This is a genomic window from Endozoicomonas sp. ALB032 (assembly GCF_049310125.1).
GTDB lineage: Bacteria > Pseudomonadota > Gammaproteobacteria > Pseudomonadales > Endozoicomonadaceae > Endozoicomonas_A.
In genome coordinates, this window is record NZ_JBLYNW010000001.1 from 2,690,386 (window position 1) to 2,712,696 (window position 22,311).

Genomic DNA, 22,311 nt, shown 5'->3' on the forward strand with positions numbered 1-22,311 from the left:
TTTAGGCAAATATCAATCGGGGTGGTGAAAGGCAGTTTTATCCTCAATTTCTTGCAATCCTCGCTACGGACGCTTAAGTCCGACAGGCTCCTAGTGCCATTTTCTTGGGCCAGGTTCGCCGAATGATGCCATTCGTGTTTTCGTTAGTTCCTCGCTGATAACTGGCATAAGGTTTGGCAAAGTAAACATCCGCATTGAATGCCTTGCTGACCTTCTCGTGAGCAGCAAACTCACCCCCGTTATCCAGTGTAATTGTATTAACCGATGAGACGCGCTTCAGAAGTTCTATCATCCTATCTGCCACGGTTTCAGCTTGCTTGGTGTCAACTTTTCCAATCAATGTTAAACGACTCTTACGATCAACAAGGGTAACCAGGTGGGCGTTCTGTCCAAAGACGGTATCGCCCTCCCAATCCCCTATGCGAGATCGCAAACCAATGATCTCAGGACGTTCCTTGATATCGATCCGGTTTGGGATAAGTGCGACCGAGGTCTTTTTTTATGTTCCGGAGAACACTTGATCTGAGACAGTATATAAGTGACGCCGGATTAAACTGCTTCTGGCTATTCATATTTTTCAGAGCTCACATACCCGTTAAAACTGTGTTGACGCGTCCGACTATAATCAATTGGTTCTTTTGAAAAACGAGTGGCTAACGGAGTATAGTGCTCTCTCAATCTTTCCCGTTAAACTAACCTGAGTTACCTCTCCATGGAAGACCTGTTTCAGACAGCTCTCGGCATCGCCTCTCCCTGGTTTATTGAGTCTGTTAAGTTCAACACTGAGCAGTCACGGCTGGACATATACGTTAACTTCCAGAAAGGCTCTACCTTCCGGGACAGCATAGAGGATGACCCTTCCGGCAAGGCATACACAGCCTTTGACACTGTTAAGAAAACCTGGCGGCATCTGAACTTCTTCCAGCATGAGTGCTACCTGCATGCTCGTGTACCACGGATTAAACGAGATGATGGCAGAGTCCGTCTGATTCCTCCGCCCTGGAGTGGCAAGCTCAGCGGTTTTACCCTCTTGTTTGAGGCTTTCCTAATCCAAATGTGCCGATCAATGCCGATTCACCACGTCAGCAAGATAACCGGGGTTTCTGACTACCGGCTATGGATACTTCTTGAACTCTACGTCAATGCGTCCAGATTTGATGAAGACTACAGTCGTTTACATACCTTGGGCATGGATGAAACATCGGCCACCAAAGGGCATGACTACATCACGCTATTTGTGGACCTTGAGGAAAAGAAAACCCTATTTGTCGCTGACGGAAAAAGCAGTGATACCGTTAAGGCGTTTACAGAGGACCTGAAAGAGCACAATGGCAAGCCGGAACAGGTCAAACAAGTGAGCTGCGATATGTCGCCAGCCTTTATCAAAGGAGTTCGAGAGGAGCTGCCATCAGCAGAAATCACCTTTGACAAGTTCCACATCATCAAGATCATCAACGAAGCTGTCGACAAGGTTCGCCGGGAAGAAGCTAAAACCAACCCGCTGCTTAAGGGGGCGAAGTACATCCTGTTAAAGAATGAAAGCAACTTGACGGCAAAGCAAAAAACACATCGTGAAAGTCTGAGTTTGCCTGGCCTCAACCTGAAGTCAATTCGAGCTTTGCAGATACGGGAGACCTTTCAGCAGCTCTACACGGCGACCAACAGAGAAGAGTTTGAAGCAAGGCTCAAGAAGTGGTACTTCTGGGCAACACACAGCCGCCTGAAGCCTGTTATCAATGCAGCGAAAACCATCAAACGACATTGGGATGGCGTTATTCAGTGGAAAGACAGCCAAATCAACAATGGCTTACTGGAGGGGTTAAACTCGGTGATACAGGCTGCAAAGCGAAAGGCAAGGGAATATAAGAAGCCACACTTCAAGATAATGGTATATTTGCTGACAGGAAAGCTCGACTTCAGTAGGGTGAGCGAAGCCTGCTTACCCACTTAAAATTCAAAAGAACCAATCAATTTCAATATATTCAAACACCGCCTGACGCATCTGCTGCCCCATTCATCATAGGCATACAAAGCTGCGTTTCTACTTTCAAAGAATGAAAGTAGCTTTCAACGCAAGCATTATTTCAGCAATCAACTTTACGACTCTTACTTTGCTCTCATTCGTTTTTGTAGAGGATGTTTCTAAAGGTTTTTAAACCCTACTGGCTTCCTCGACCACGAAGTGAAGTGTCGGTAGACAGAACTCTGGAGAATGGCAATGGGTATTGCAAAGAGCTTGTCTATTGCGGGTTTGGTTCTCTTATTGGCATCAAGCTGTATGCAGGCATTTGCTCAAACGGCCGTTACTGCCTCGCCAACAATGCAACCTCAACTGATCCACGGGCTTAATATAGATCCGAACATGTTGCCGGTAACGACCGCTCCAACACCCACAGGAGGCGTTGTCCCACCAAGACATTGTGGGCCCCACAGGGTTATGAGTGTCTCATGGAATAAGGACAGTACACTCATGGCTGTGGGAATGGGTTCCGGCGGTTCCGGATGCCCTTTTTCAGGTCCCGTACAAATCTTTGATATGAGTGACCCGGCGAGGCCCAGACTGCTGCATACCCTGCACGATTTTAAAGACCGGGTGAGGGCTGTTGCCTTCAACCACGACGGCACCCGGCTGGCAGTCGGGGGAGATGATAAAAAGGTCAGGATTTATGACCCAGTGTCCCCGTCCGCCCCCCTTGCTACCCTGTCCGATGCGACAGGCCCGATTCGCAGCGTTAAATACAATCACGGCGGCACTCAGCTGGCAGTGGGTGGGAACGATCAAAAGGTCAGGATTTATGACCCAAGGGACCTGTCCATTCGCCCGACAATTCTGACCGATTCACGAGGCTGGGTAATGGACATTGACTACAGCCACGACGACACCGAACTGGCAACGGTATCAAGAGACTACAGACTCAGGGTTTATGACCCGAGGGATCTGTCCATTGCCCCGCAAGCTAAGATCCCTTGGCTTGGTCAAATGCGGAGCGTTAAATTCAACCACGATGGGACGCTGCTGGCAATTGGGGGAAGTGATCTTGGAAGGCCGGAAAAAAGGGTTGGGGTTTATGACACAAAGAACCTGGCCAGCACGAAGTATACTCTGTTGGGTGCGACAGACAAGGTCATGAGCATTGACTTCAATCACGACAGCACCAGAATCGCCGCCGGGTCGGCTGATCATAAGGTCAGGATATATGACATGTTGAATCTGCCTGGCGTTTTGTACACCCTCTCTGATGCGACAGATGTTGTACGGAGCGTTGAATACAACCACGACGGCACCCTGCTGGCAGTTGGGGCGGAAGATGGAAAGGTGAGGATTTATCAGGTCGCTACAGGAGCGCCAGCGACAACATCGTCATCTGCGCGTCCCTCAACCAGTCAACTCACAACTGCTTCGCCATCTGCACGTCCCTCAACCAGTATACCTACCACTGCTTCTACAACCATTTCGAGATCTCCATTAGGAAATTCAACGCTGACCAGACCTTCATCGTCGTATACAACCCAGCCAACAACGTCTGGTACTACAAACATGCGCCCTCTATTGATCCATGTGATTAATATAGATCCGAACGTTTTGCCGGTAACGACTGCTCCAACACCCACAGGAGGCGTTGTCCCACCAAGATATTGTGGGCCTCACAGGGTTATGGGTGTCTCATGGAATATGAACAGTATGCTCATGGCTGTGGGAATGGGTTCCGGCGGTTCCGGATGCCCTATTTCAGGCCCCGTACAAATCTTTGATATGAGTGACCCGGCGAGGCCCAGACTGCTGCATACCCTGCACGATTTTAAAGACTGGGTGAGGTCCGTTGCCTTCAACCACGACGGCACCCGGCTGGCAGTCGGTGGGGATGATAAAAAGGTCAGGATTTATGACCCAGTGTCCCCGTCCACCCCCCTTGCTACCCTGTCTGATGCGACAGGAGCGGTACGCAGCGTTAAATACAACCACGACAGCACCCAGCTGGCAGTGGGTGGGCAAGATCAAAAGGTCAGGATTTATGACCCGAATGACCTGTCCATTTCCCCGCACACTCTGTCCGATGCAAGTGATTGGGTAATGAGTGTTGACTACAACTACGACGGCACCCAGCTGGCAGTGGGAGGGAGAGATAAAAAGGTCAGGGTTTATGACCCGAGGGATCTGTCCATTTTCCCGCGCATTCTGCAGGATTCAAACGGTCAGGTACGGAGCGTTAAATACAATCACGACGGCACTCAGCTGGCAACTGGGGGAAGTGATAATAAGGCACGGAATAGGGTCAGGATTTATAACCCGAATGACCTGACCTTTGCGCCGCAAGTTCTGTCCGATGCGAGAGACTGGATCATGAGCATCGACTTCAATCACGACGGCACCCAGCTCGCAGTTGGGTCGGGTGATCGAAGTGTTAGGATATATGACATGTCGAATACATCTGACCTCCTGCACACCAAACTGCCCCCGCCCATTGCGTCCAAGGCAATAAATCCAACACGCCCCCTGTACATCATCTCTGATGCGAAAAACGATGTACGGAGCGTTGAGTATAATCACGACGGCACCCTGCTGGCAGTTGGGGGGGAAGATGAAAAGGTCAGGATTTATCGTTTCGATATAAGAGCGTCAGCTACAACATCGTCATCTACACGTCTCTCAACCAGTAAACTAACCACTGCTTCGTTCTTTGCAAGTCACTCAACCAGTAAACTCGCCACTGCTTCTACAACCATTTCGGGAGTTCCATCAGAAAATTCAACGCTGATCACGCATTCATCGTCGTATACAGCCCTGCCTCACAATACAAAAGCGCCAAGCCTGCCGGGTAGTTGCCCGCAGCCAGAAGGAATACCCCTGTTTCAAGCGTATGATGCAAAAAATGAGCAGATATACGTTGTCATTCAGCCTGAGTCGCATACCAAAAAGGTTAATCTGGCACGTTATAAAGGCTCTGAACTGGATGAACAATTTGGTCTGTGTGGCATTGTGACTTACACAACCTCTGCCAGCAGTTTCAGAAGGTTGGCTTCCTATCAGTCTCTGGCTGGACAGGTTATTCACGAAACTACAGGCTCTCACCTTGACCTTATTGCAACGCCAACGTCTGGAAAAACGGTTCTGTTGGAGTTTCCGTTAATTGTCGGCCAGGGATACCGGGCACGATTCAGCGTACACGACAAGGTATTTCCTGACGGGGTTCAAATTAATGATACTGCTCATCATCAAGGTGTCATGTATTTAACAGGAAAAATCAATAACAAACTGTTGATGAGCAGTTATCATCAACAACGACTCACGTTTCCTAAAAAATGTTTTAAGAGCGATGGGGAACGAGGACTTTTTTTGAGGGTTTCCCCAGATGGCAAGCACCTTTATGTAACAGGCATCAGTGGCGGTAAAAATGCGCCCTATTCTGTATTTATAAGACAGTTCGAAAAAAAACAACTCAATCCCGCTTTCTCTTTTGGATACAATGGCAAAGAGATAGTAATTGACACAAACATTGAAAGTGACAACAGTCTGCAGGACATTCTGATTCAAAAGAACCATGTTTATGTTGCCGTATTCAACCCAGCATCAGAGAAACTCTCCATTTGTCGGTTCGCCACTGACAATGGACAAATGGATAGCGCTTTTATTATTGACGATACGATTCGTTGTTCTTCAGGCACATCTGGTAGGTTTTTAACCGTTAGACTGGTGACTGCGAAAAATTGTTTGCAAGCCATTATTTACAACAGTAATGGGCAACTGTCTGTTATTACTTATGAAAATCAGGTCAATGTCCATCATTTTGACACCGCATTCAAGATCCCGGCAACAAGGTCAATGCGCCCGGTTTTTGTGGGCAATAACGCCTATCTGGCAGCTGCATACGCCGATATTGAGAAGGGTACCCGGCATGTCCGGATGCAGGTGATTTCTCTGCATCTTGAGAACCTGTCGCCTTCACCCCCCGGAGAATTCCCTGAGTGGGGTATTGGGCTTATTACAGTGGTTGTTGTGGTCCTGGTTGTCGCGGTTTCAGTCTTAGTCCATAAGAAGTTCAGGAGGAAACCACCCGTTCCAGTAAGTGATGCCACGAATGCGCTCCAAGAGTGATGATCATTAATAACCACCAAACAGTCTGGCAACCAGATCAACCCGCTGATGATCCTCTGGGATTAACGAGAAGACACCTGACATTCCTGTACAGCGTATCAAAGCCCATTATCAGCAAATAGGGTCAGCAACGCTTCCGCATGAAATCGTATATATTTATCCATACCGAAAATGGTGATTTTTTTTAACGATGTGCTTACGAGGATCCAGTAATCACAGTACAGCAGCGTTAACATCTGGAAATGAATGGATTGATAGCTACCTATCTGAAAGTCGTCGTAAGATACAGCGTTTAGCAGAAGATGTTGAAGAGCTGATTGAAGCGCCAACACCCACTGAGACTCACGTCTATTGTTGCTGTTTTCTGAAATAGCTGTCTCGACAACTGTTATTTTACCGCTGACCGACAGCGTCAGGCACCTCACATCTTTCCCTGTTTTTTAACCGGGCGGCAGTGAATTTTGTGTCCATTTTCATTGCCTCAGATCACCAAGCTGGAATTCTGGAGAGTGGTTATGGGCATTGCAAAGAGCTGTTCTATTGCGGGTTTGGTTATCTTATTGGCAACAAGCTGTATGCAGGCAGTTGCTCAAACGGCCGTTATTGCCCGGCCAACAATGCAACCTTTACTGATCCACGAGATTAATATAGATCCGAACATGTTGCCGGTAACGACCGCTCCAACACCCACAGGAGGCGTTGTCCCACCAAGTTATTGTGGGCCCCACAGGGTTATGAGTGTCTCATGGAATAAGAACAGTACGCTCATGGCTGTGGGAATGGGTTCCGGCAGTGCTGATCCCAAATGCCCTTCTTCAGGCCCCGTACAAATCTTTGATATGAGTGACCCGGCGAGGCCCAGACTGCTGCATACCCTGCACGATTTTAAAGACTGGGTCAGGACTGTTGCCTTCAACCACGACGGCACCCGGCTGGCAGCCGGGGGGAATGATAATAAGGTCAGGATTTATGACCCAGTGTCCCCGTCCTCCCCCCTTGCTACCCTGTCCGATGCGACAAAAGCGGTACGCAGTGTTAAATACAACCACGACGGCACCGAGCTGGCAGTGGGTGGGCAAGATCACAAGGTCAGGATTTATGACCCGAATGACCTGTCCATTTCCCCGAAAATACTGCCATATGCAAATGATTGGGTAATGAGTGTTGACTACAACCACGATGGCACCCAGCTGGCAGTGGGAGGGAAAGATCAAAAGGTCAGGGTTTATTATCCGAGGAATCTGTCCATTCTCCCCCATACTCTGCACGAGTCAAATGGTCAGGTACGGAGCGTTAAATACAACTACGACGGCACTCAGATGGCAACTGGGGGAAGTGATAGAAAGGTCTGGAATAAGGTCAGGATTTATAACCCGAATAACCTGACCATTCCGCCGCAAGTTCTGTCCGTTGCGAGAGACTGGATCATGAGCATCGACTTCAATCACGACGGCACCCGACTCGCAGTTGGGTCAGGTGATCGAAAGGTTAGGATATATGACGTGTCGAAACCAGCTCGCCTCCTGCACACCATCTCCGATGCGAAAAGCGATATACAGAGCGTTGCCTACAACCACGACGGTACCCTGCTGGCAGCCGGTGGGGAAGACCAAAAGGTCTGGATTTATCAGGTCGGTATAAGAGCATCAGCGAAAACATCACCCTCTACACGTCTGTCAACCAGAAAACTGACCACGACTTCTACGATCATTTCGGAATCTCCGTCAGCAAATTCACTGCTGAACAAAACTTTATCGTCGAATACAACTCTGCCTCACAATACAAATGCACCCAGCCTTTCGGCTGGCTGCTCACCGCCAGGAGGAATACCCCAGTTTCAAGCGTATGATGCTGCAAATCAGCAGATATACGTTGTTATTCAGCCTGAGTCGGATCCCAAAAGGATTATTCTGGCACGTTATAAAGGCTCTGAACTGGATAAACAATTTGGTCTGTGTGGTATTGTGACTTACACAACCTCTGCCAGCAGTTTCAGAAGGTTGGCTTCCTATCAGTCTCTGGCTGGACAGGTTATTCACGAAACTACAGGTTCTCACCTTGACATTATTGCAACGCCAACGTCTGGAAAAACGGTTCTGTTGGAGTTTCCGTTAATTGCTGGCCAGGGATACCGGGCACGATTCAGCGTACACGACAAGGTATTTCCTGAAGGGGTTCAAATTAATGATACCGCTCATCATCAGGGTGTCATGTATTTAACAGGAAAAATTAATAACAAACTGTTGATGAGCAGTTATCATCAACAAGGACTCACGTTTCCTAAAAAATGTTTTAAGAGCGATGAGGAACGAGGACTTTTTTTGAGGGTTTCTCCAGATGGCAAGCACCTTTATGTAACGGGCATCAGTGGCGGTAAAAATGCGCCCTATCCTGTATTTATAAGACAGTTCGAAAAAAAACAACTCAATCCCGCTTTCTCTTTTGGATACAATGGCAAAGAGATAGTAATTGACACAAACATTGAAAGTGACAACATCCGGCAGGACATTCTGATTCAAAAGGACCATGTTTACGTTGCTGTATTCAGCCCTGAGAAAGAGAAACTCTCCATTCGCCGGGTGGCGACTGACACTGGAGTGATGGACAGTGCTCATATTATAGACGATGTGATTCGTTTTCCTTCAGGAAAACCTGGTTCGTTTTTAATCGTCAGACTGGTGACTTCAGACCATTATTTGCACGCTATTATTTACAACAGTAATGGACAACTGTCTGTCATTACTTATGAAAATCAGGTCAATGTCCATCATTTTGACACCGCATTCAAGACCCCGGCAACAAAGTCGATGCGCCCGATTTTTGTGGGCAATAACGCCTATCTGGCAATTGCAGACGCTGATATTGAGAAGGGTATCCGGCATGTCCGTATGCAGGTGCTTTCTCTGGGTCTTCAAAACTACAACCCAAAGAACCTTCCCCCTTTATCACGAGCAGAAATCCCGGACTGGGGTATTGGGCTTATCGCGGTGGGTGTTGTCTTCGTTGCAGCGGTTTCAGCTACCGTGTTCGTTAAGAAGCTCAAAAGCAGACAACCAGTTCCCGTGAAGAATGTCACGGATTTGTTCCCCGAATTATGATCATTTCCGGTGTTTGAGACATAAAAAGTCTCCACAGACACTGAGTCGGCTACCTAACTCGACATCACCGGATAATAAAAACTACAGAAGGCGTATAAAACGACTGGCCCTGAATGTCTATTTTGTCATCCATAGTTCCGTTTAGAGTCTATATTTCCCGTTCAGGAACTGTATCTGGCAAATCAGAATGAGAAAGTCATTCAACCTGTTTCCGTTACTTTTGTGCTTGCTTTATACGACGGCACAGGCCAGCCCCCCCTCACAAAATGATTTTGATTTTCTTAAGCCTCTTAATGACAACGCACTGGTGGCAAACGGGCTTGAGTTAACAGAAAGCATTGCCGGAGTCTCTTTGTCTACCCTGCTCAATGTGGGTATATGGTGGAGTGTATGTAAAAGAGCAGGAATAGCTTTCGGGCATTCAAGCACACACAGTCTGACTGAATCGGATGCAAAGGAGTTGGAGAAGTTGAAAACGAATTTCTGTTTGCAGCTGGCCCCCTTGGTGACTATCGCAGAGGTGGCGCTGGCCGGGCATGTATCTCCCTCACCCCTGGAACAGCGCTGGTGGAAACCCCTGTATTTTGCCGGTGCAGGAATGGCAGCTTATGCTGCCAGTTCGAAAAGGAGGGAGTACATACCTGTTGCAGTCTTGATTTACCTTGCGTCCGAAGCGGTATCAAGAACTGGAGCCAGTGCTATTTCGGCGTTAGCTCTAAGAAAAATGAGCCTGAGGGAAGTGGTAACTGATTGGTATGCGGCTGGGGAATACCCAATATTGTCTGTGATTAATGGGGTTATGGCAGGTACTGTCGCCTATGAAGCTATGATCCATAAAGGTTTCAGGCCAGCAAAAGCGATTCTTGCTTCTGTTGTCAGCGCAGCGATTGCCGGTACCCTCTCGGGTTTTATTTCATTATTAACAATTGATGTGGGCGGACAGACAGAGACCAAAGCCGGGACCGGAGTTCTAGTTGGAGCTCTGGCCGGAGTAGTAGTCGGAATCGGAGCAGATGTCGGAGCTGTGGCCGCAGCCGCAGCCAAAGCCACAATCATAGCCGCAGCCATAGCCAAAGCCACAGCAACGGCCACAGTCATAGCCAAAGCCGATTTCAGAGCAGGAGTCGAAGCCGCAGCTGGAGCCATAGCTGGAGCTTTTGCCTTTGGCGGAGTTGCAGCCTTGCTTATGTTGGGCAGTTTAAGGATAACCTCAAACAACCCGCTTATTAAAGCCGGTGTCACTCTGGTGCCTGCGTTGACTTTCGCTGTTATCAACAGTCTTTCAAACTACGCCGTTTATGGCTATCCAATGGAAGAAAGCTTTTCAGAGACAGCTTGGACCCAGTGGAAAAAGTTCTATGCGCCCCTGGATTATCTCTCGACTCTGTTTAACTGACAGAATCAACTTTCAATTCCATTTACCCGAAGTGCCCCTGAGGCTAACAGGAAGCAGACCATCAGGCCGTGATGAGACTTCAGTAACAGAGCCTCGCTATGTGTCTGCTGCCTTAGGATTTTGTCATCCATAGCTCCGTTTAGGGTCTATATTTCCCGTTCATTAGCTGTACTGGGAAAATTACCATGAAAAAGTCATTCAACCTGTTTCCATTGCTTTTATGTTTGCTTTATGCGACGGCACAGGCCAGCCCCCACTCACAAAATGATTTTGATTTTCTTAAGCCTTTTAATGACACCGCACTGGTTGCAAAAGGGCTTGAGTTAACGGGAAGCATTGCCGGAGTCTCTTTATCTACCCTGCTCAATGTGGGCATATGGTGGGGTGTATGCAAAACAGCGGGAATAGTCTCGGGGCTTTCAAGCACATATGATCTGGCTGAATCGGATACAAAGGAGCTGGAGAAGTTGAAAACGGATTTCTGTTTGCAGCTGGCCCCCCTGGTGACTACCGCCGAAGTGGCGCTGGCCGGGCATGTGTCTCCCTGGCCCCTGGAACGGCGCTGGTGGAAACCCCTGTATTTTGCCGGTGCAGGAATGGCAGCTTACGCCGGTAGTACGAAAACGAGGAAGCACGTACCTGTCGCAGTCTTGATCTACCTTGCATCCGAAGCGGCATCAAGAACTGGAGCCAGCGCTATTTCGACATTAGTTCTAAGAAAAATGAGCGTAAGGGATATGGTGACTGAATGGTATGCGGCTGGGGAATACGCAATATTGTCTCTGATTAATGGGGTTATGGCAGGCGCTGTCGTCTATGAAGCCATGATCCATAAAGGTATCAGGCCAGCAAAAGCGATGTTTGCTTCTGTTGTTGGCGCAGCGATTACGGGTAGCCTCTCGGGAATTATTTCATTGTTAACAATTGATGTGGGCGGAGAGACATTAGCCAAAGCCGGGATTGGAGTTTTAGCCGGAGCTGTAGCCGGAGCAGGAATCGGACTCGGAGCAGGAGCAGGATTAGGAGCCGGGGCCGCAGCTTTACTCACAGTCACAGCTGCAGCTTCAGCCGCAGCGACAGCCACAGCCACAGGCGCAGTTCCAGCCGCAGCTCCTGCCGGGTTCAGAGAGAGATTAGTAGCCTTAGTTGGAGCCGAAGTTGGATCTTTTACCTTTGCCGGATTCGCAGCCTTGCTTATGTTGGAAAGTTCCAGGATAACCTCAAACAACCCACTTTTTAAAGCCGGTGTCACTCTGGTGCCCGCGTTGACTTTCGCTTTTATCAATAGTCTTTCGAACCTCGCCGTTTATGGCTATCCACTGCAAGAAGGTTTTTCAGAGACCGCCTGGACTCAGTGGAAAAAGTTCTATGCGCCTCTGGATTATCTCTCGACTCTCTTTAACTGACAGATTCAACCTTCAAATCCATTTACTCGAAGCGCCCCTCAGGTTAACAGGAAGTAGACCATCAGGCTGTGGTGAGACCTCATTAACAGAGCCTCAATATGTGTTTGCTGCCTTATCTGCACCGCACGTTAAGGATTTTGTCATCCTTAGCTCTGTTAAGAGTCTATATTTCCCGTTCAGTAACTGTATCTGGCAGGTCACCATGAGAAAGTCATTCAAACTGTTTCCTTTACTTTTCTGTTTGCTTTATACGACGGCACAGGCCAGTCTCCCCTTAAAAAATGATTTTGATTTTCTTGGGCCTTTAAATAACACCGCACTGGTGGCAAACGGACTTGAGTTAACGGCAAGCATTGCCGGAGTCTCTTTGTCTACCCTGCTCAATGTGGGTATATGGTGGGGTGTATGCAAAACAGTGGGAATAGTCTCCGGGCTTTCAAGCACATATGATCTGGCTGAACCGGATACAAAAGAGCTGGAGAAGTTGAAAACAGATTTCTGTTTGCAGCTGGCCCCGCTGGTGACCACCACCGAGGTGGCGCTGGCCGGGCATGTGTCTCCCTGGCCCATGGAGCAGCGCTGGTGGAAACCCCTGTATTTTGCCGGTGCAGGAATGGCAGCTTACGCCACTATTGCTTCGAAAACCAGGGAGCACTTACCCGTCGCAGTCTTGACCTACCTCGCGTCCGGAGCAGTATCTGGAACTGGAGGCAGCGCTATTTCGGCGTTAATTCTAAGAAAAGTGAGTGTGAGGAATATTACAACTGAAACGTATGCCTCCTGGGAATACTCATTGTTGTCTTTGATCAATGGGATTATGACAGGCGCTGTCGTCTATGAAGCCATCATCCATAAAGGCTTTGGGCCAGCAAAAGCGGCTCTTGCTTCTGTTGTCAGCTCAGCGATTGCAGGTACCCTCTCGGGAGTTATTTCAGTATTAACCATTGAGGTAGACGCACAGGCACAGGCCTTAGCCGGAATTGTAGCTGGAGCCATAGCCGGAGCTGGAGCCACAGCCATAGCCGGAGCTGGAGCCATAGCCGGAGATGCAGCCGGAATCAAAGCTGTAGTCGCAGTTATAGCCGGAGCAGGAGCATGTGCGGGTGCCATAGCCGGAATCGGAGGTGGGGCTTCAGCTTCAGCAGTAATCAGAGGCATAATCGGAGCCGGAGTCACAGCCGGAGCCTTTACCTTTAGCGGAGTCGCAGCTTTGCTTATGTTCGGCAATTGGAAGATAACCTCAAACAACCCGTTTATCAAAGCCGGTGTCACTCTGGTGCCCGCGTTGACTTTCGCTGTTATCAATAGTCTTTCGAACCTCGCCGTTTATGGCTATCCACTGGAAGAAGGTTTTTCAGAGACCGCCTGGACTCAGTGGAAAAAGTTCTATGCGCCCCTGGATTATCTCTCGACTCTGTTTAACTGACAGATTCAACCTTCAAATCCATTTACTCGAAGCGCCCCTGAGGTTAACAGGAAGTAGACCATCAGGCTGTGGTGAGACCTCATTAGCAGAGCCTCAATATGTGTTTGCTGCCTTATCTGCACCGCACGTTGTAGTTAAGGATTTTGTCATCCGTAGCTCTGTTAAGAGTCTATATTTCCCGTTCAGTAACTGTATCTGGCAGGTCACCATGAGAAAGTCATTCAAACTGTTTCCTTTGCTTTTGTGTTTGCTTTATACGACGGCACAGGCCAGTCTCCCCTTAAAAAATGATTTTGATTTTCTTGGGCCTTTAAATAACACCGCACTGGTGGCAAACGGACTTGAGTTAACGGCAAGCATTGCCGGAGTCTCTTTGTCTACCCTGCTCAATGTGGGTATATGGTGGGGTGTATGCAAAACAGTGGGAATAGTCTCCGGGCTTTCAAGCACATATGATCTGGCTGAATCGGATACAAAGGAGCTGGAGAAGTTGAAAACGGATTTCTGTTTGCAGCTGGCCCCCCTGGTGACCATCACCGAAGTGGCGTTGGCCGGGCGTGTATCTCCCTGGCCCCTGGAGCAGCGCTGGTGGAAACCCCTGTATTTTGCCGGTGCAGGAATGGCAGCTTACGCCAGTGTTACGAAAACGAGGAAGCACATACCTGTCGCAGTTTTGACCTACCTTGCGTCCGAAGCGATATCAAGAACTGGAACCAGCGCTATTTCGACGCTAATTCTAAGGAAAATGAACGTGAGGGATATTAAAGCTGAAAGGTATGCCGCTTGGGAATACATGATATTTTCTGCGATGAATGGGGTTATGGCGGGCTCTGTCGCCTATGAAGTCATCATCCATAAAAGCTTCAGTCCAGCAAAAGCGGCTCTTGCTTCTGTTGTCAGCTCAGCGATTGGGGGTACCCTCTCGGGAGTTATTTCAATGCTATCAATTGATGTGGACGGACAGACGCAGGCCCTGACCATAATCGTAGCTGGAGCCTTAGCCGGAATCGAAGCTGGAGCCATAGCCGGACTCGGGGCTGGAGTCTTAGCCTTGGCCTTAGCCAGATTCGGAGCTGAAGTTATACCCACAGCCACAATCGAATCTGTAGTCAGAGCTGTTGCCGGTGGAGGAGCATGTGCAGGAACCCTGGCCGGAATCGGAGCCGGAGCCGGAGCCGTAGCCGGACTCGGAGCTGGAGCCTCAGCAGAAGTCAGTAATGGAATCTCAGGCGGAATCGGAGCCGGAACCCTTACCTTAAGTGGAGTCGCAGCCTTGCTAATGTTCGGCAATTGGAAGATATCCTCAAACAACCCGTTCATCAAAGCCGGTGTCACCCTGGTGCCTGCATTGACCTTCGCTCTTATCAATAGTCTTTCGAACTACGCCGTTTATGGCTATCCACTGGAAGAAGGTTTTTCAGAGGCCGGCTGGACCCAGTGGAAAAAGTTCTATGCGCCCCTGGATTATCTCTCGACCCTGTTTAGATGACATACGCTTGAAGTGCCCCTGAGGTTAACAGGAATTAAACCATCAGCCTTGGTGAGAAGAACACGGTAAAAGAGCCTCATTATGTGTTAGTTGCCTTATCTGCAGCGCACGTTGGAGTTAAGAATTTTGTCATCCATAGCTCTGATAAAGGTCTATATTTCCGGTTCAGTAGCTGCATCTGGTAAATCACCATGAGAAAGCCATTCAACCTGTGTCCATTAGTTTTGTGTTTGCTTTATACGACAGCACAGGCCAGTCCCCCCTTACAAAATGATTTTGATTTTCTTGAGCCTTTAAATGACACCGCACTGGTGGCAAACGGGCTTGAGTTAACGGTAAACATTGCTGGATTCTCTCTGTCTACCCTGCTCAACCTGGGTATCTGGTGGGGTGTGTGTAAAACAGCGGGAATAGTCTCGGGGCTTTCTAGTAAATATGATCTGGCTGAATCGGATACAAAGGAGCTGGAGAAGTTGAAAACGGATTTTTGTTTGCAGCTGGCCCCCCTGATGACCAGCACCGAAGTGGCGCTGGCTGGGCATGTGTCTCCCTGGCCCCTGGAGCAGCGCTGGTGGAAACCCCTATATTTTGCCGGTGCTGTAATGGCAGCTTATGCGGCTATAACGAAAACGAGTGGGAAGATACCTGTTACAGTCCTGATCTACCTTGCGTCCGAAGCATTATTAAGAACTGGAGCCAGCGCTTTTTCGGCGGTAATTCTAAGAAAAATGAGCGTGAGAAATACTACAACTGAATGGTATGCGGCTGGAGGGTACACGACATTGTCTGTGGTCAATGGGATTATGGCAGGCGCTGTCGCCTATGAAGCCATGATCTATAAAGGCTTCAGTCCGGCAAAAGCGACTCTTGCTTCCGCTGTCAGCGCAGCAATTGCGGGTAGCCTCTCGGGAATTTTTTCATTGTTAACAATTGATGCGGGGGAACAGTTAAAGGCTGAAGCTGGAGCCTTAGCCTTAGCCGGAGTCGGAATCGCAGCTTTAGCAGGAACTTTTGCCGGAGCCGGAGCCATAGCAGGAGCCGGAGCAGAAGTCGGAGCTATAACCGGAGCCGGCGCTGGAGCCGAAGCCGGGGCCGTAGCTGGAGCCATAGCCAGTGCCACGACCTCAGCCGGAGCCTTGGCCAGATTAGGAGCCGGATTCGGAGTCGGACTCGGATCCTCAGCTGTGGGCGGAGTTGGAGTCCTGCTTATGTTCGGCAGTTCGAAGATAACCTCAAACAACCCATTTATCAGAGCCGGTGTCACTCTGGTGCCTGCATTGACCTTCGCTCTCATCAACAGTCTTTCAAACTACGTCGTTTATGGCTATCCAATGGAAGAAGGCTTTTCAGAGACCGGCTGGACTCAGTGGAAAAAGTTCTATGCGCCTCTGGATTATCTCTCGACCCTGTTCAACTGACAGACTCAACTTTTAGCAATTGAATCAGCGGTGAACTCTGGCAGTTACACAAGGCTCTTTCGTAGATCAGTTTGAACTCAATGACCTTTTTCTGCTGGTTTTTTGTGTTTTTACATTGGTCCAGTCTTCCACGAGCAGAGAGGGTACCCTGGCGAATTCACGGGTATTGTTGGTGATGCATGTCATGCCAAGACTTCGGGCATGACCCGCAATGAGATTGTCGTATACGCCGACTTGCTGGCCTTTTGAGCAAAGGTGTTGCCGGATATTGGCTGAGTGATCGGCGGCTTTTTCATCAAAGGGCAAAATGGACACCCTCATGAGAAACTCGTTTAGTATAATGATTTTGGTCTGCTTTCGTTTTTCGCTGTCTGAGTTATAAACACCGAACATCAGCTCATCATAGGTGATTGAGGAAATGAACATATCACCATTGTGGCTGGATATCTTTTGGCGTACTTGCCTGGGGTCGTCTTTTTGCATAGCGAAGATAACCATGTTGGTATCCAGCATATATTTCATTCGCCCCAATCCCCCAGATCTCTGGCCTGCATGTCGGGTTGAGGCTGACGCTCAAACTCAACAGCGTTTTCATCAACCATCTGAAAGAATGAGTCCCAGTCTCCTTTTATCGGAGTGATCAGTATAGATTCTCCACGTTTGGAGATCCTGACACGATTTGTGCCTTCTGGCAGCTCAAGCTCTTTGGGGATTCTGACCGCCTGTGAACGGTTGTTTCTAAATACACTGGTTTCCATGTTTAGTCCTGTATATATATTTTGTATATCCAAAAAGTAGACTATAACAGCGGGTAGATCAATAAGTTCGGAGAGGTTGTCATCAATAGACGGCGCAACTATCGACGCCCCTGAGCTGGAAAATACTCTACTACCCCTTCGTTCAGTGTTGCTTTGCCTGATTTTCATCATTACATGAATGGCTGGTGTAGAATTGGGCAGCTAATGGCAGGCTTAGCCGGAAGGCTTCATCTTCGAAGCTTCGGTCCAGATAATGCTTTTTAAACTCACTGTTTTCGATTGAGCCTTCTTCCAGCTGCCGGACATGCACCAGTTCATGAGCCATGGTGACTCTTATTTCACTGGGTTCGAGTCCTTCTGCCAAGGCTATCAGGTACTTTTTCGGCCCGAGCGGTTTGGTAAAGCCCTTTATTTCGGGCTTATCCATTTTTTGTGTCAGATGAACAATAGTGACACCACTGACTCCCAGTTCTTCCATATAGAAAGCCTGCATAGCAAGAAAGTCACAGCCAAAGTTATTCAAATCGTTGGCGTGAGACAGTGCTGTCAGAAAAGAAAGAGGCAGTATGAAAGCAAACCAAAATCTCTGAATCATTAAACAGGCCTGTTAAGCTATCCAAAAGGGCTTAATGCCCAATGCAGTTCGGCAAAACAGGAGAAGACTTGATATGAGTTGGTTTCAGAAACTGATTCAACTGTCGGAAAAAGACAGGGGCTTCCATCTTATCACTGATGAGCTGGAGTCAAAGCTTCCCGAGCTTTCACTCTATCAGGTGGGTCTGGCTCATATCTTTATTCAGCACACATCCGCGTCCCTTACTCTGAATGAGAATACAGATCCGGATGTTCGTCATGATATGGAAACATTTTCCCTTCAAGCTATTCCGGATAGTGCCGACTACTATCGCCATGTTCTTGAGGGGGCTGATGATATGCCGGCCCATATAAAATCAAGCTTGTGGGGTGCCAGTGTGATGATACCTGTTACCGGGGGCCGATTTAATCTCGGGACCTGGCAGGGACTCTGGTTAGGAGAGCACAAAAAGCGCGGCGGAAAACGTCGCTTGATTGCGACTTTACAAGGCCGTCTATATAGGTAATTATAATTTCATTGGTCTTTTTTAACAGCAGTATATCAATGGAGGACTCGAACCGACTGGCGTTTTACCAACGCTGGACTATAACTAAAAAAAATCGGAACTAAAGTCTTAAAATATGGGTTGGAGCACAGATTGCTCCATTGACCAGTATCCAAGAGGAAATAGCTATGGCACGGAAAACGCCGAAAAAAGCTGCTGCTGGTTTTGACGGGGTTGATATCAGTTATCTGGGGAGTCGAGACGAACCCGCTGATCAACGCACAGTTGAATCCCGGAAAAAACTCAGAGAGAGTCTTAACGCTCAGGTAGAGGCCTTTCTTAAGTCCGGTGGTGAAATAGAAGAGGTCCCATCAAACGTTACTGCTGATCCGCCCAAAAAACCTTCGAGCGAATACGGTAACCGTACAATTTAAACCGATTTTTAAGCCCGACATTGTCGGGCTTTTTTTTGGCGGTGCGCCGAGTATGGCGCGTAGCGCCAAACGGCGCTGTTCCAGTACGCGTGGTGGCGGCTGGATGACTTGGAGGTGAAAGTCCTCTATCAGCCCGGCAAGGGGAATGATTAGCCGAACGGCAAGGGTGTCCATCGTGAGGTGGAATCTGAAGAAAGCTGAAGGCAAAACACTGACCCGACGAACAGGAATCGCATAGTAGGCGGTCGCAGTGGGTAAGAAGGCCATTATCTTCAAAGCCCAATACTTGCATGGAAACTGCGGACGTAGATGCGGCGGGTATAAGTGGGAAGGTCACGCGCATTACCTCGGGAGATCTGTTCTCCTGCCTCAGGCTACCGGCATCGTGAGGTGTTGGGATGGGAAAACAGAAGTCAGCAGACGCCATAGTAGGTTTGTTGCCGCAAACTGAAGGGCTGAACCTGTAAATGATGTGAAGTAAGCGATCTCTGCCTGTTTAGAACAGATGCTCGAAAGAGGCCTTTAAATCCGAAAGAGTGGAAGACAGTATCTGAAGCTTGGGTTGGGTGTTTATTGGACAGCAGGCGACGTATTACAACGAAAGCTGAGTTTACAGGAACCGCCGTGGTACGGAACCGTATGCCCGGTGGTGTGAAAGGACGGCGGGGGCAACCCCGCCTCCTACTCGATCCTCTTATATCTGAACCCTCACTAAAGGGCCCTCTGAATATTCTTCCAGCTCACCAATAGACTCCAGTGAAAGACCATGCTGCCGGGTGATGGCCAGAAACGCTTCTTCGCTTTCCCTGTCCACAGCGACCAGTAAGCCACCACTGGTCTGTGGATCACACAGGAGTTGTTTTTGCTCTTCTATGATGATCCCGGCTTTATGCCCATAACTGTCAAAATTGCGTACAGTACCGCCCGGAATGCAACCTTGTAGTTGGTATTCACTGACGTGGGGGAGTAGTGGTAGAGCGCTCATTCTGATATTGGCCGCTACTTCGCTGCCTTCACAGACTTCAATCAGATGACCCAGCAGACCAAATCCTGTGACATCGGTCATGGCACTGATACCCGGTAATTGCGCCAGCTCTGAGCCAATTTTGTTAAGTGTGCACATGGCATCACGAGCCAGGTGGCTGTGTTCGTCCCTGAGCAGCTTTTTCTTCTGGGCTGTGGTGAGAATACCGACACCAAGAGGCTTGGTAAGGTAAAGCTTGCTACCTGCCCGGGCCTGGTCATTGCGCTTGAGCTGCTCTAGCGGTACTTTGCCAGTGACCGCCAGTCCGAAAATAGGCTCCGGTGCATCAATGCTGTGCCCACCTGCCAAAGGAATACCGGCATCAGCACAAGCCCGACGACCGCCATCGACAACTTTTGCGGCAATTTCAGGGGGCAGCCTATTCACTGGCCAGCCCAGAATGGCAATAGCCATCATGGGCTTACCTCCCATGGCGTAGATATCACTGATCGCATTGGTGGCAGCGATTCGTCCAAAATCGAAGGGATCATCAACAATAGGCATGAAAAAGTCAGTGGTGCTGATCACGCCTTCACCATTTCCGAGGTCAAAAACAGCGGCATCGTCCTTGCTGGAGTTACCGACAATCAGTCCGGGGAAGTCAGGCAGCTGAAGGTTGGTTTTTAGAATGCCATCGAGAATTTGTGGCGAAATTTTGCAGCCGCATCCTGCACCATGGCTGTATTCAGTCAGCTTGATGTTGTTGGTGTACTGGGAGGTCATTAAAATGCTCAAGAGGGATAAAATGGAAAAATCATGCACTTTAGCACTAATAGAAGTAGAAGCAAGCAGTGGGAGAGCCGGAGTCCAGGGAATCAATGCCAGATAACAGGCTACAAGGTTGTTAGTGCTGTCATCACTCTTTAGAAGGGAATTGTTTTAATTATCGTTCTCTTATGTTTTGTTGCTAATTAATGGGTGTCATTTCCGGCAGAATTTGGTTAAGGCCATCTGGTTCAATATATCGAATGGATGGGTCCTGCTGAGTCAGGCTTTCAATATCCAGCGATGAATCGGAAAGAAAAACAATACCGCAGGATCCGAAGGGGCGTACCAGTGATATCGTCACCTCTGAAGAGAGTTTGTCCAGCTTTTCGATCAGTAGTTCTGCATCGCAGCTTTTAACAATACCTGAGTCAAATACGGCAACCCAGCGATGAGTGTAGTGACTGAATTCTGAATATGAGAAGAGTGATAGTGAAGCAGTGAAGAAAAGCAGGAGTAAACGATTCATTATTTTCCTTCCAAAAAGTTAGATGGCAGAAAAACGTATGTTACTAATCCAGTATTTTCGGAGTAAGAAGGCTCTGCCTGTTTTTATTAAGTAATAGCAGATATTTTTCACCCGTCCGGAAATAAAAAGAAAGGAGCCTTTTGTTATGAATTATTCAAAGCAGGCTCCGGTTCTTATTATTGTTTCTGGGCGTATCATGGTAAATGAAAGGGCGCTTTAGTCATCAAGCTCAGAGAAAATCAGTTGTTTATAGGCAAAGACAATTTTGATTGAAGGTCTTTTCAGAATTTTTTGAATCCAGAAGCTGAACCATTGTGGTGCATTCATATCCTCTTCTTCATAATCGAACACTGTCGGCAGGTATTCAATGGGGTGAATCGTACCTTCGTCATCAATGACTGAGAAAAGTAAACCAGGTGGGTTGGCTATGCCGTCATTGCTTAGCCAGGGCTGGCAGAAAAAACTCATTTCAAGATCCATCGACCAAAGCTTAAAGTTCTTACTGACAATCAGTTTGAAGCGAGCCTTGTTTTTGGTTTTTCCCGCGCTCGCTATGTATTCAAGAGGCTCTGCACGGGCCGGCATTTTACGAACATTCAGGCCTTCTATGGGTTGGGTCCCGGACTCGAACCAGGACTTCATATCAGCTGCCTTTTGAGTCAGAAAGTTGCTGGCATTAACAGGGGGGGCTGAGACGGTCATCAAATACTTTCCTTTTTTATTTTCGCGCACTATGTCATCTAGAGCTCATCGCCCGGAAATGTTGTCAGGCTACACAGAAATGACGGCATATTACAATAGTTTATGTAACTAAAGTGATACTTTTATGTAAGCGTATTTGAGAGCAGACTCTTTTTGAGCCTGTTTCTGTGGCAGCAATTCGATAGCAGTGATTTTTCAGACTCAATAACAGGTGAGATTATTTCGGGTTCTGGAGACGATATTTTTCCCACCAGACATCAGAGAATGTCAGAATAATATTAATAATTATTGTTGCGGATATTGAAAGAATAGCCACTGCCTGCCATGTGGGCAGACAGGAAGATACATAGGTAAACTGTAACAACAGGAAGTAATGTGCTGCACTCAAAATAATAAGAAACAGATTGCCTGTCAGTCTGCTTTTACCTAACCAGCTCAGACTATGACGGATGGTCAGTCCCAGCATTATCCAGATACAAGCCAGCCATGGCGGAAGAATTCGACTCTCACCGGCAAATTGAAGAACGCTTATATTGCTCATCACACTGTCCAGGGCGCTACCGAGAATCAGGGTAATAAACATAATCTCCCGCTCTTTTTTCCATGAGCCGTAGGTAGAGAAGTGTACTATCAGAATGATGACTGCTGCGGCAACAGCCCAGGTTGATCGGGTTGTCATGCACACCAGCCAGCCTGCCAAAGCCAGGCCACTGTTAAGCCAGAAAGTATTCAGTTGTTTCATCTAAAAAACCA

General features: G+C 48.3%; 17 protein-coding genes and 1 pseudogene. 10 read left to right on the forward strand and 8 right to left on the reverse strand.

Annotated elements, in window-relative coordinates; all coding sequences use genetic code 11:
* Positions 1–88: 88 nt before the first annotated feature.
* Positions 89–487 (reverse strand): annotated as a pseudogene (locus tag ACO6VG_RS09920) (IS30 family transposase); the annotation flags it as partial.
* A gap of 225 nt (positions 488–712) precedes the next feature.
* On the opposite strand from ACO6VG_RS09920, the gene ACO6VG_RS09925 reads away from it, so the two are divergent.
* The 8 genes from ACO6VG_RS09925 (at position 713) to ACO6VG_RS09960 (ending at position 16,327) form a co-directional block, all read left to right on the forward strand.
* Positions 713–1,951 (forward strand): ISL3 family transposase, encoded by a 1,239-nt coding sequence (locus ACO6VG_RS09925; RefSeq protein ID WP_422136767.1) that lies wholly within the window; start codon positions 713–715, stop codon positions 1,949–1,951.
* A gap of 267 nt (positions 1,952–2,218) precedes the next feature.
* A complete protein-coding gene (locus ACO6VG_RS09930) occupies positions 2,219–6,094 on the forward strand; it encodes a WD40 domain-containing protein (RefSeq protein ID WP_422473716.1) in 3,876 nt (1,291 codons plus the stop codon).
* Positions 6,095–6,609: 515 nt separating this feature from the next.
* The gene (locus tag ACO6VG_RS09935) at positions 6,610–9,192 is read left to right on the forward strand and encodes a WD40 repeat domain-containing protein (protein WP_422473718.1); all 2,583 of its coding nucleotides are present in this window, start codon (positions 6,610–6,612) and stop codon (positions 9,190–9,192) included.
* 187 nt (positions 9,193–9,379) lie between these two features.
* Complete coding sequence (locus ACO6VG_RS09940) at positions 9,380–10,588, forward strand: hypothetical protein (protein ID WP_422473720.1); 1,209 nt, start codon at positions 9,380–9,382, stop codon at positions 10,586–10,588.
* Between the two features lie 185 nt (positions 10,589–10,773).
* Positions 10,774–11,994: a hypothetical protein gene (locus ACO6VG_RS09945; protein WP_422136771.1), complete on the forward strand. Its 1,221-nt coding sequence runs from the start codon at positions 10,774–10,776 to the stop codon at positions 11,992–11,994.
* A 202-nt stretch (positions 11,995–12,196) separates the two neighbouring features.
* Positions 12,197–13,420, forward strand: a complete 1,224-nt coding sequence (locus tag ACO6VG_RS09950; protein ID WP_422473722.1) for a hypothetical protein — start codon at positions 12,197–12,199, stop codon at positions 13,418–13,420.
* A gap of 208 nt (positions 13,421–13,628) precedes the next feature.
* Positions 13,629–14,909 carry a hypothetical protein gene (locus ACO6VG_RS09955; RefSeq protein WP_422473724.1) on the forward strand — a complete coding sequence of 427 codons (1,281 nt, stop codon included), beginning with the start codon at positions 13,629–13,631 and terminating at the stop codon, positions 14,907–14,909.
* Between the two features lie 191 nt (positions 14,910–15,100).
* Positions 15,101–16,327 carry a hypothetical protein gene (locus ACO6VG_RS09960; RefSeq protein WP_422136774.1) on the forward strand — a complete coding sequence of 409 codons (1,227 nt, stop codon included), beginning with the start codon at positions 15,101–15,103 and terminating at the stop codon, positions 16,325–16,327.
* Between the two features lie 66 nt (positions 16,328–16,393).
* On the opposite strand, the gene ACO6VG_RS09965 is transcribed toward ACO6VG_RS09960, so the two are convergent.
* From ACO6VG_RS09965 to ACO6VG_RS09975, 3 genes are all read right to left on the reverse strand, one after another.
* Positions 16,394–16,849 (reverse strand): PIN domain-containing protein, encoded by a 456-nt coding sequence (locus ACO6VG_RS09965; protein ID WP_422473726.1) that lies wholly within the window; start codon positions 16,847–16,849, stop codon positions 16,394–16,396.
* Positions 16,846–17,085 carry a type II toxin-antitoxin system VapB family antitoxin gene (vapB, locus tag ACO6VG_RS09970; RefSeq protein ID WP_317143578.1) on the reverse strand — a complete coding sequence of 80 codons (240 nt, stop codon included), beginning with the start codon at positions 17,083–17,085 and terminating at the stop codon, positions 16,846–16,848. The genes ACO6VG_RS09965 and vapB overlap by 4 nt, the downstream gene beginning before the upstream one ends.
* A gap of 142 nt (positions 17,086–17,227) precedes the next feature.
* The gene (locus tag ACO6VG_RS09975) at positions 17,228–17,680 is read right to left on the reverse strand and encodes a hypothetical protein (RefSeq protein WP_422139816.1); all 453 of its coding nucleotides are present in this window, start codon (positions 17,678–17,680) and stop codon (positions 17,228–17,230) included.
* 73 nt (positions 17,681–17,753) lie between these two features.
* On the opposite strand from ACO6VG_RS09975, the gene ACO6VG_RS09980 reads away from it, so the two are divergent.
* Both ACO6VG_RS09980 and ACO6VG_RS09985 read left to right on the forward strand, forming a co-directional pair.
* Complete coding sequence (locus ACO6VG_RS09980; protein ID WP_422136777.1) at positions 17,754–18,185, forward strand: secondary thiamine-phosphate synthase enzyme YjbQ; 432 nt, start codon at positions 17,754–17,756, stop codon at positions 18,183–18,185.
* A gap of 167 nt (positions 18,186–18,352) precedes the next feature.
* Complete coding sequence (locus ACO6VG_RS09985) at positions 18,353–18,598, forward strand: hypothetical protein (RefSeq protein ID WP_422136778.1); 246 nt, start codon at positions 18,353–18,355, stop codon at positions 18,596–18,598.
* 694 nt (positions 18,599–19,292) lie between these two features.
* Here ACO6VG_RS09985 and selD read toward each other — a convergent pair.
* From selD to ACO6VG_RS10005, 4 genes are all read right to left on the reverse strand, one after another.
* Positions 19,293–20,345 carry a selenide, water dikinase SelD gene (selD, locus tag ACO6VG_RS09990; protein ID WP_422411431.1) on the reverse strand — a complete coding sequence of 351 codons (1,053 nt, stop codon included), beginning with the start codon at positions 20,343–20,345 and terminating at the stop codon, positions 19,293–19,295.
* 184 nt (positions 20,346–20,529) lie between these two features.
* Positions 20,530–20,856 carry a hypothetical protein gene (locus ACO6VG_RS09995; protein ID WP_422139818.1) on the reverse strand — a complete coding sequence of 109 codons (327 nt, stop codon included), beginning with the start codon at positions 20,854–20,856 and terminating at the stop codon, positions 20,530–20,532.
* A 216-nt stretch (positions 20,857–21,072) separates the two neighbouring features.
* Positions 21,073–21,558 carry a hypothetical protein gene (locus tag ACO6VG_RS10000; RefSeq protein WP_422136781.1) on the reverse strand — a complete coding sequence of 162 codons (486 nt, stop codon included), beginning with the start codon at positions 21,556–21,558 and terminating at the stop codon, positions 21,073–21,075.
* 217 nt (positions 21,559–21,775) lie between these two features.
* On the reverse strand, positions 21,776–22,300 hold the full coding sequence (locus ACO6VG_RS10005; protein WP_422136782.1) for a DUF2878 domain-containing protein: 525 nt from the start codon (positions 22,298–22,300) through the stop codon (positions 21,776–21,778).
* Positions 22,301–22,311: the final 11 nt, after the last annotated feature.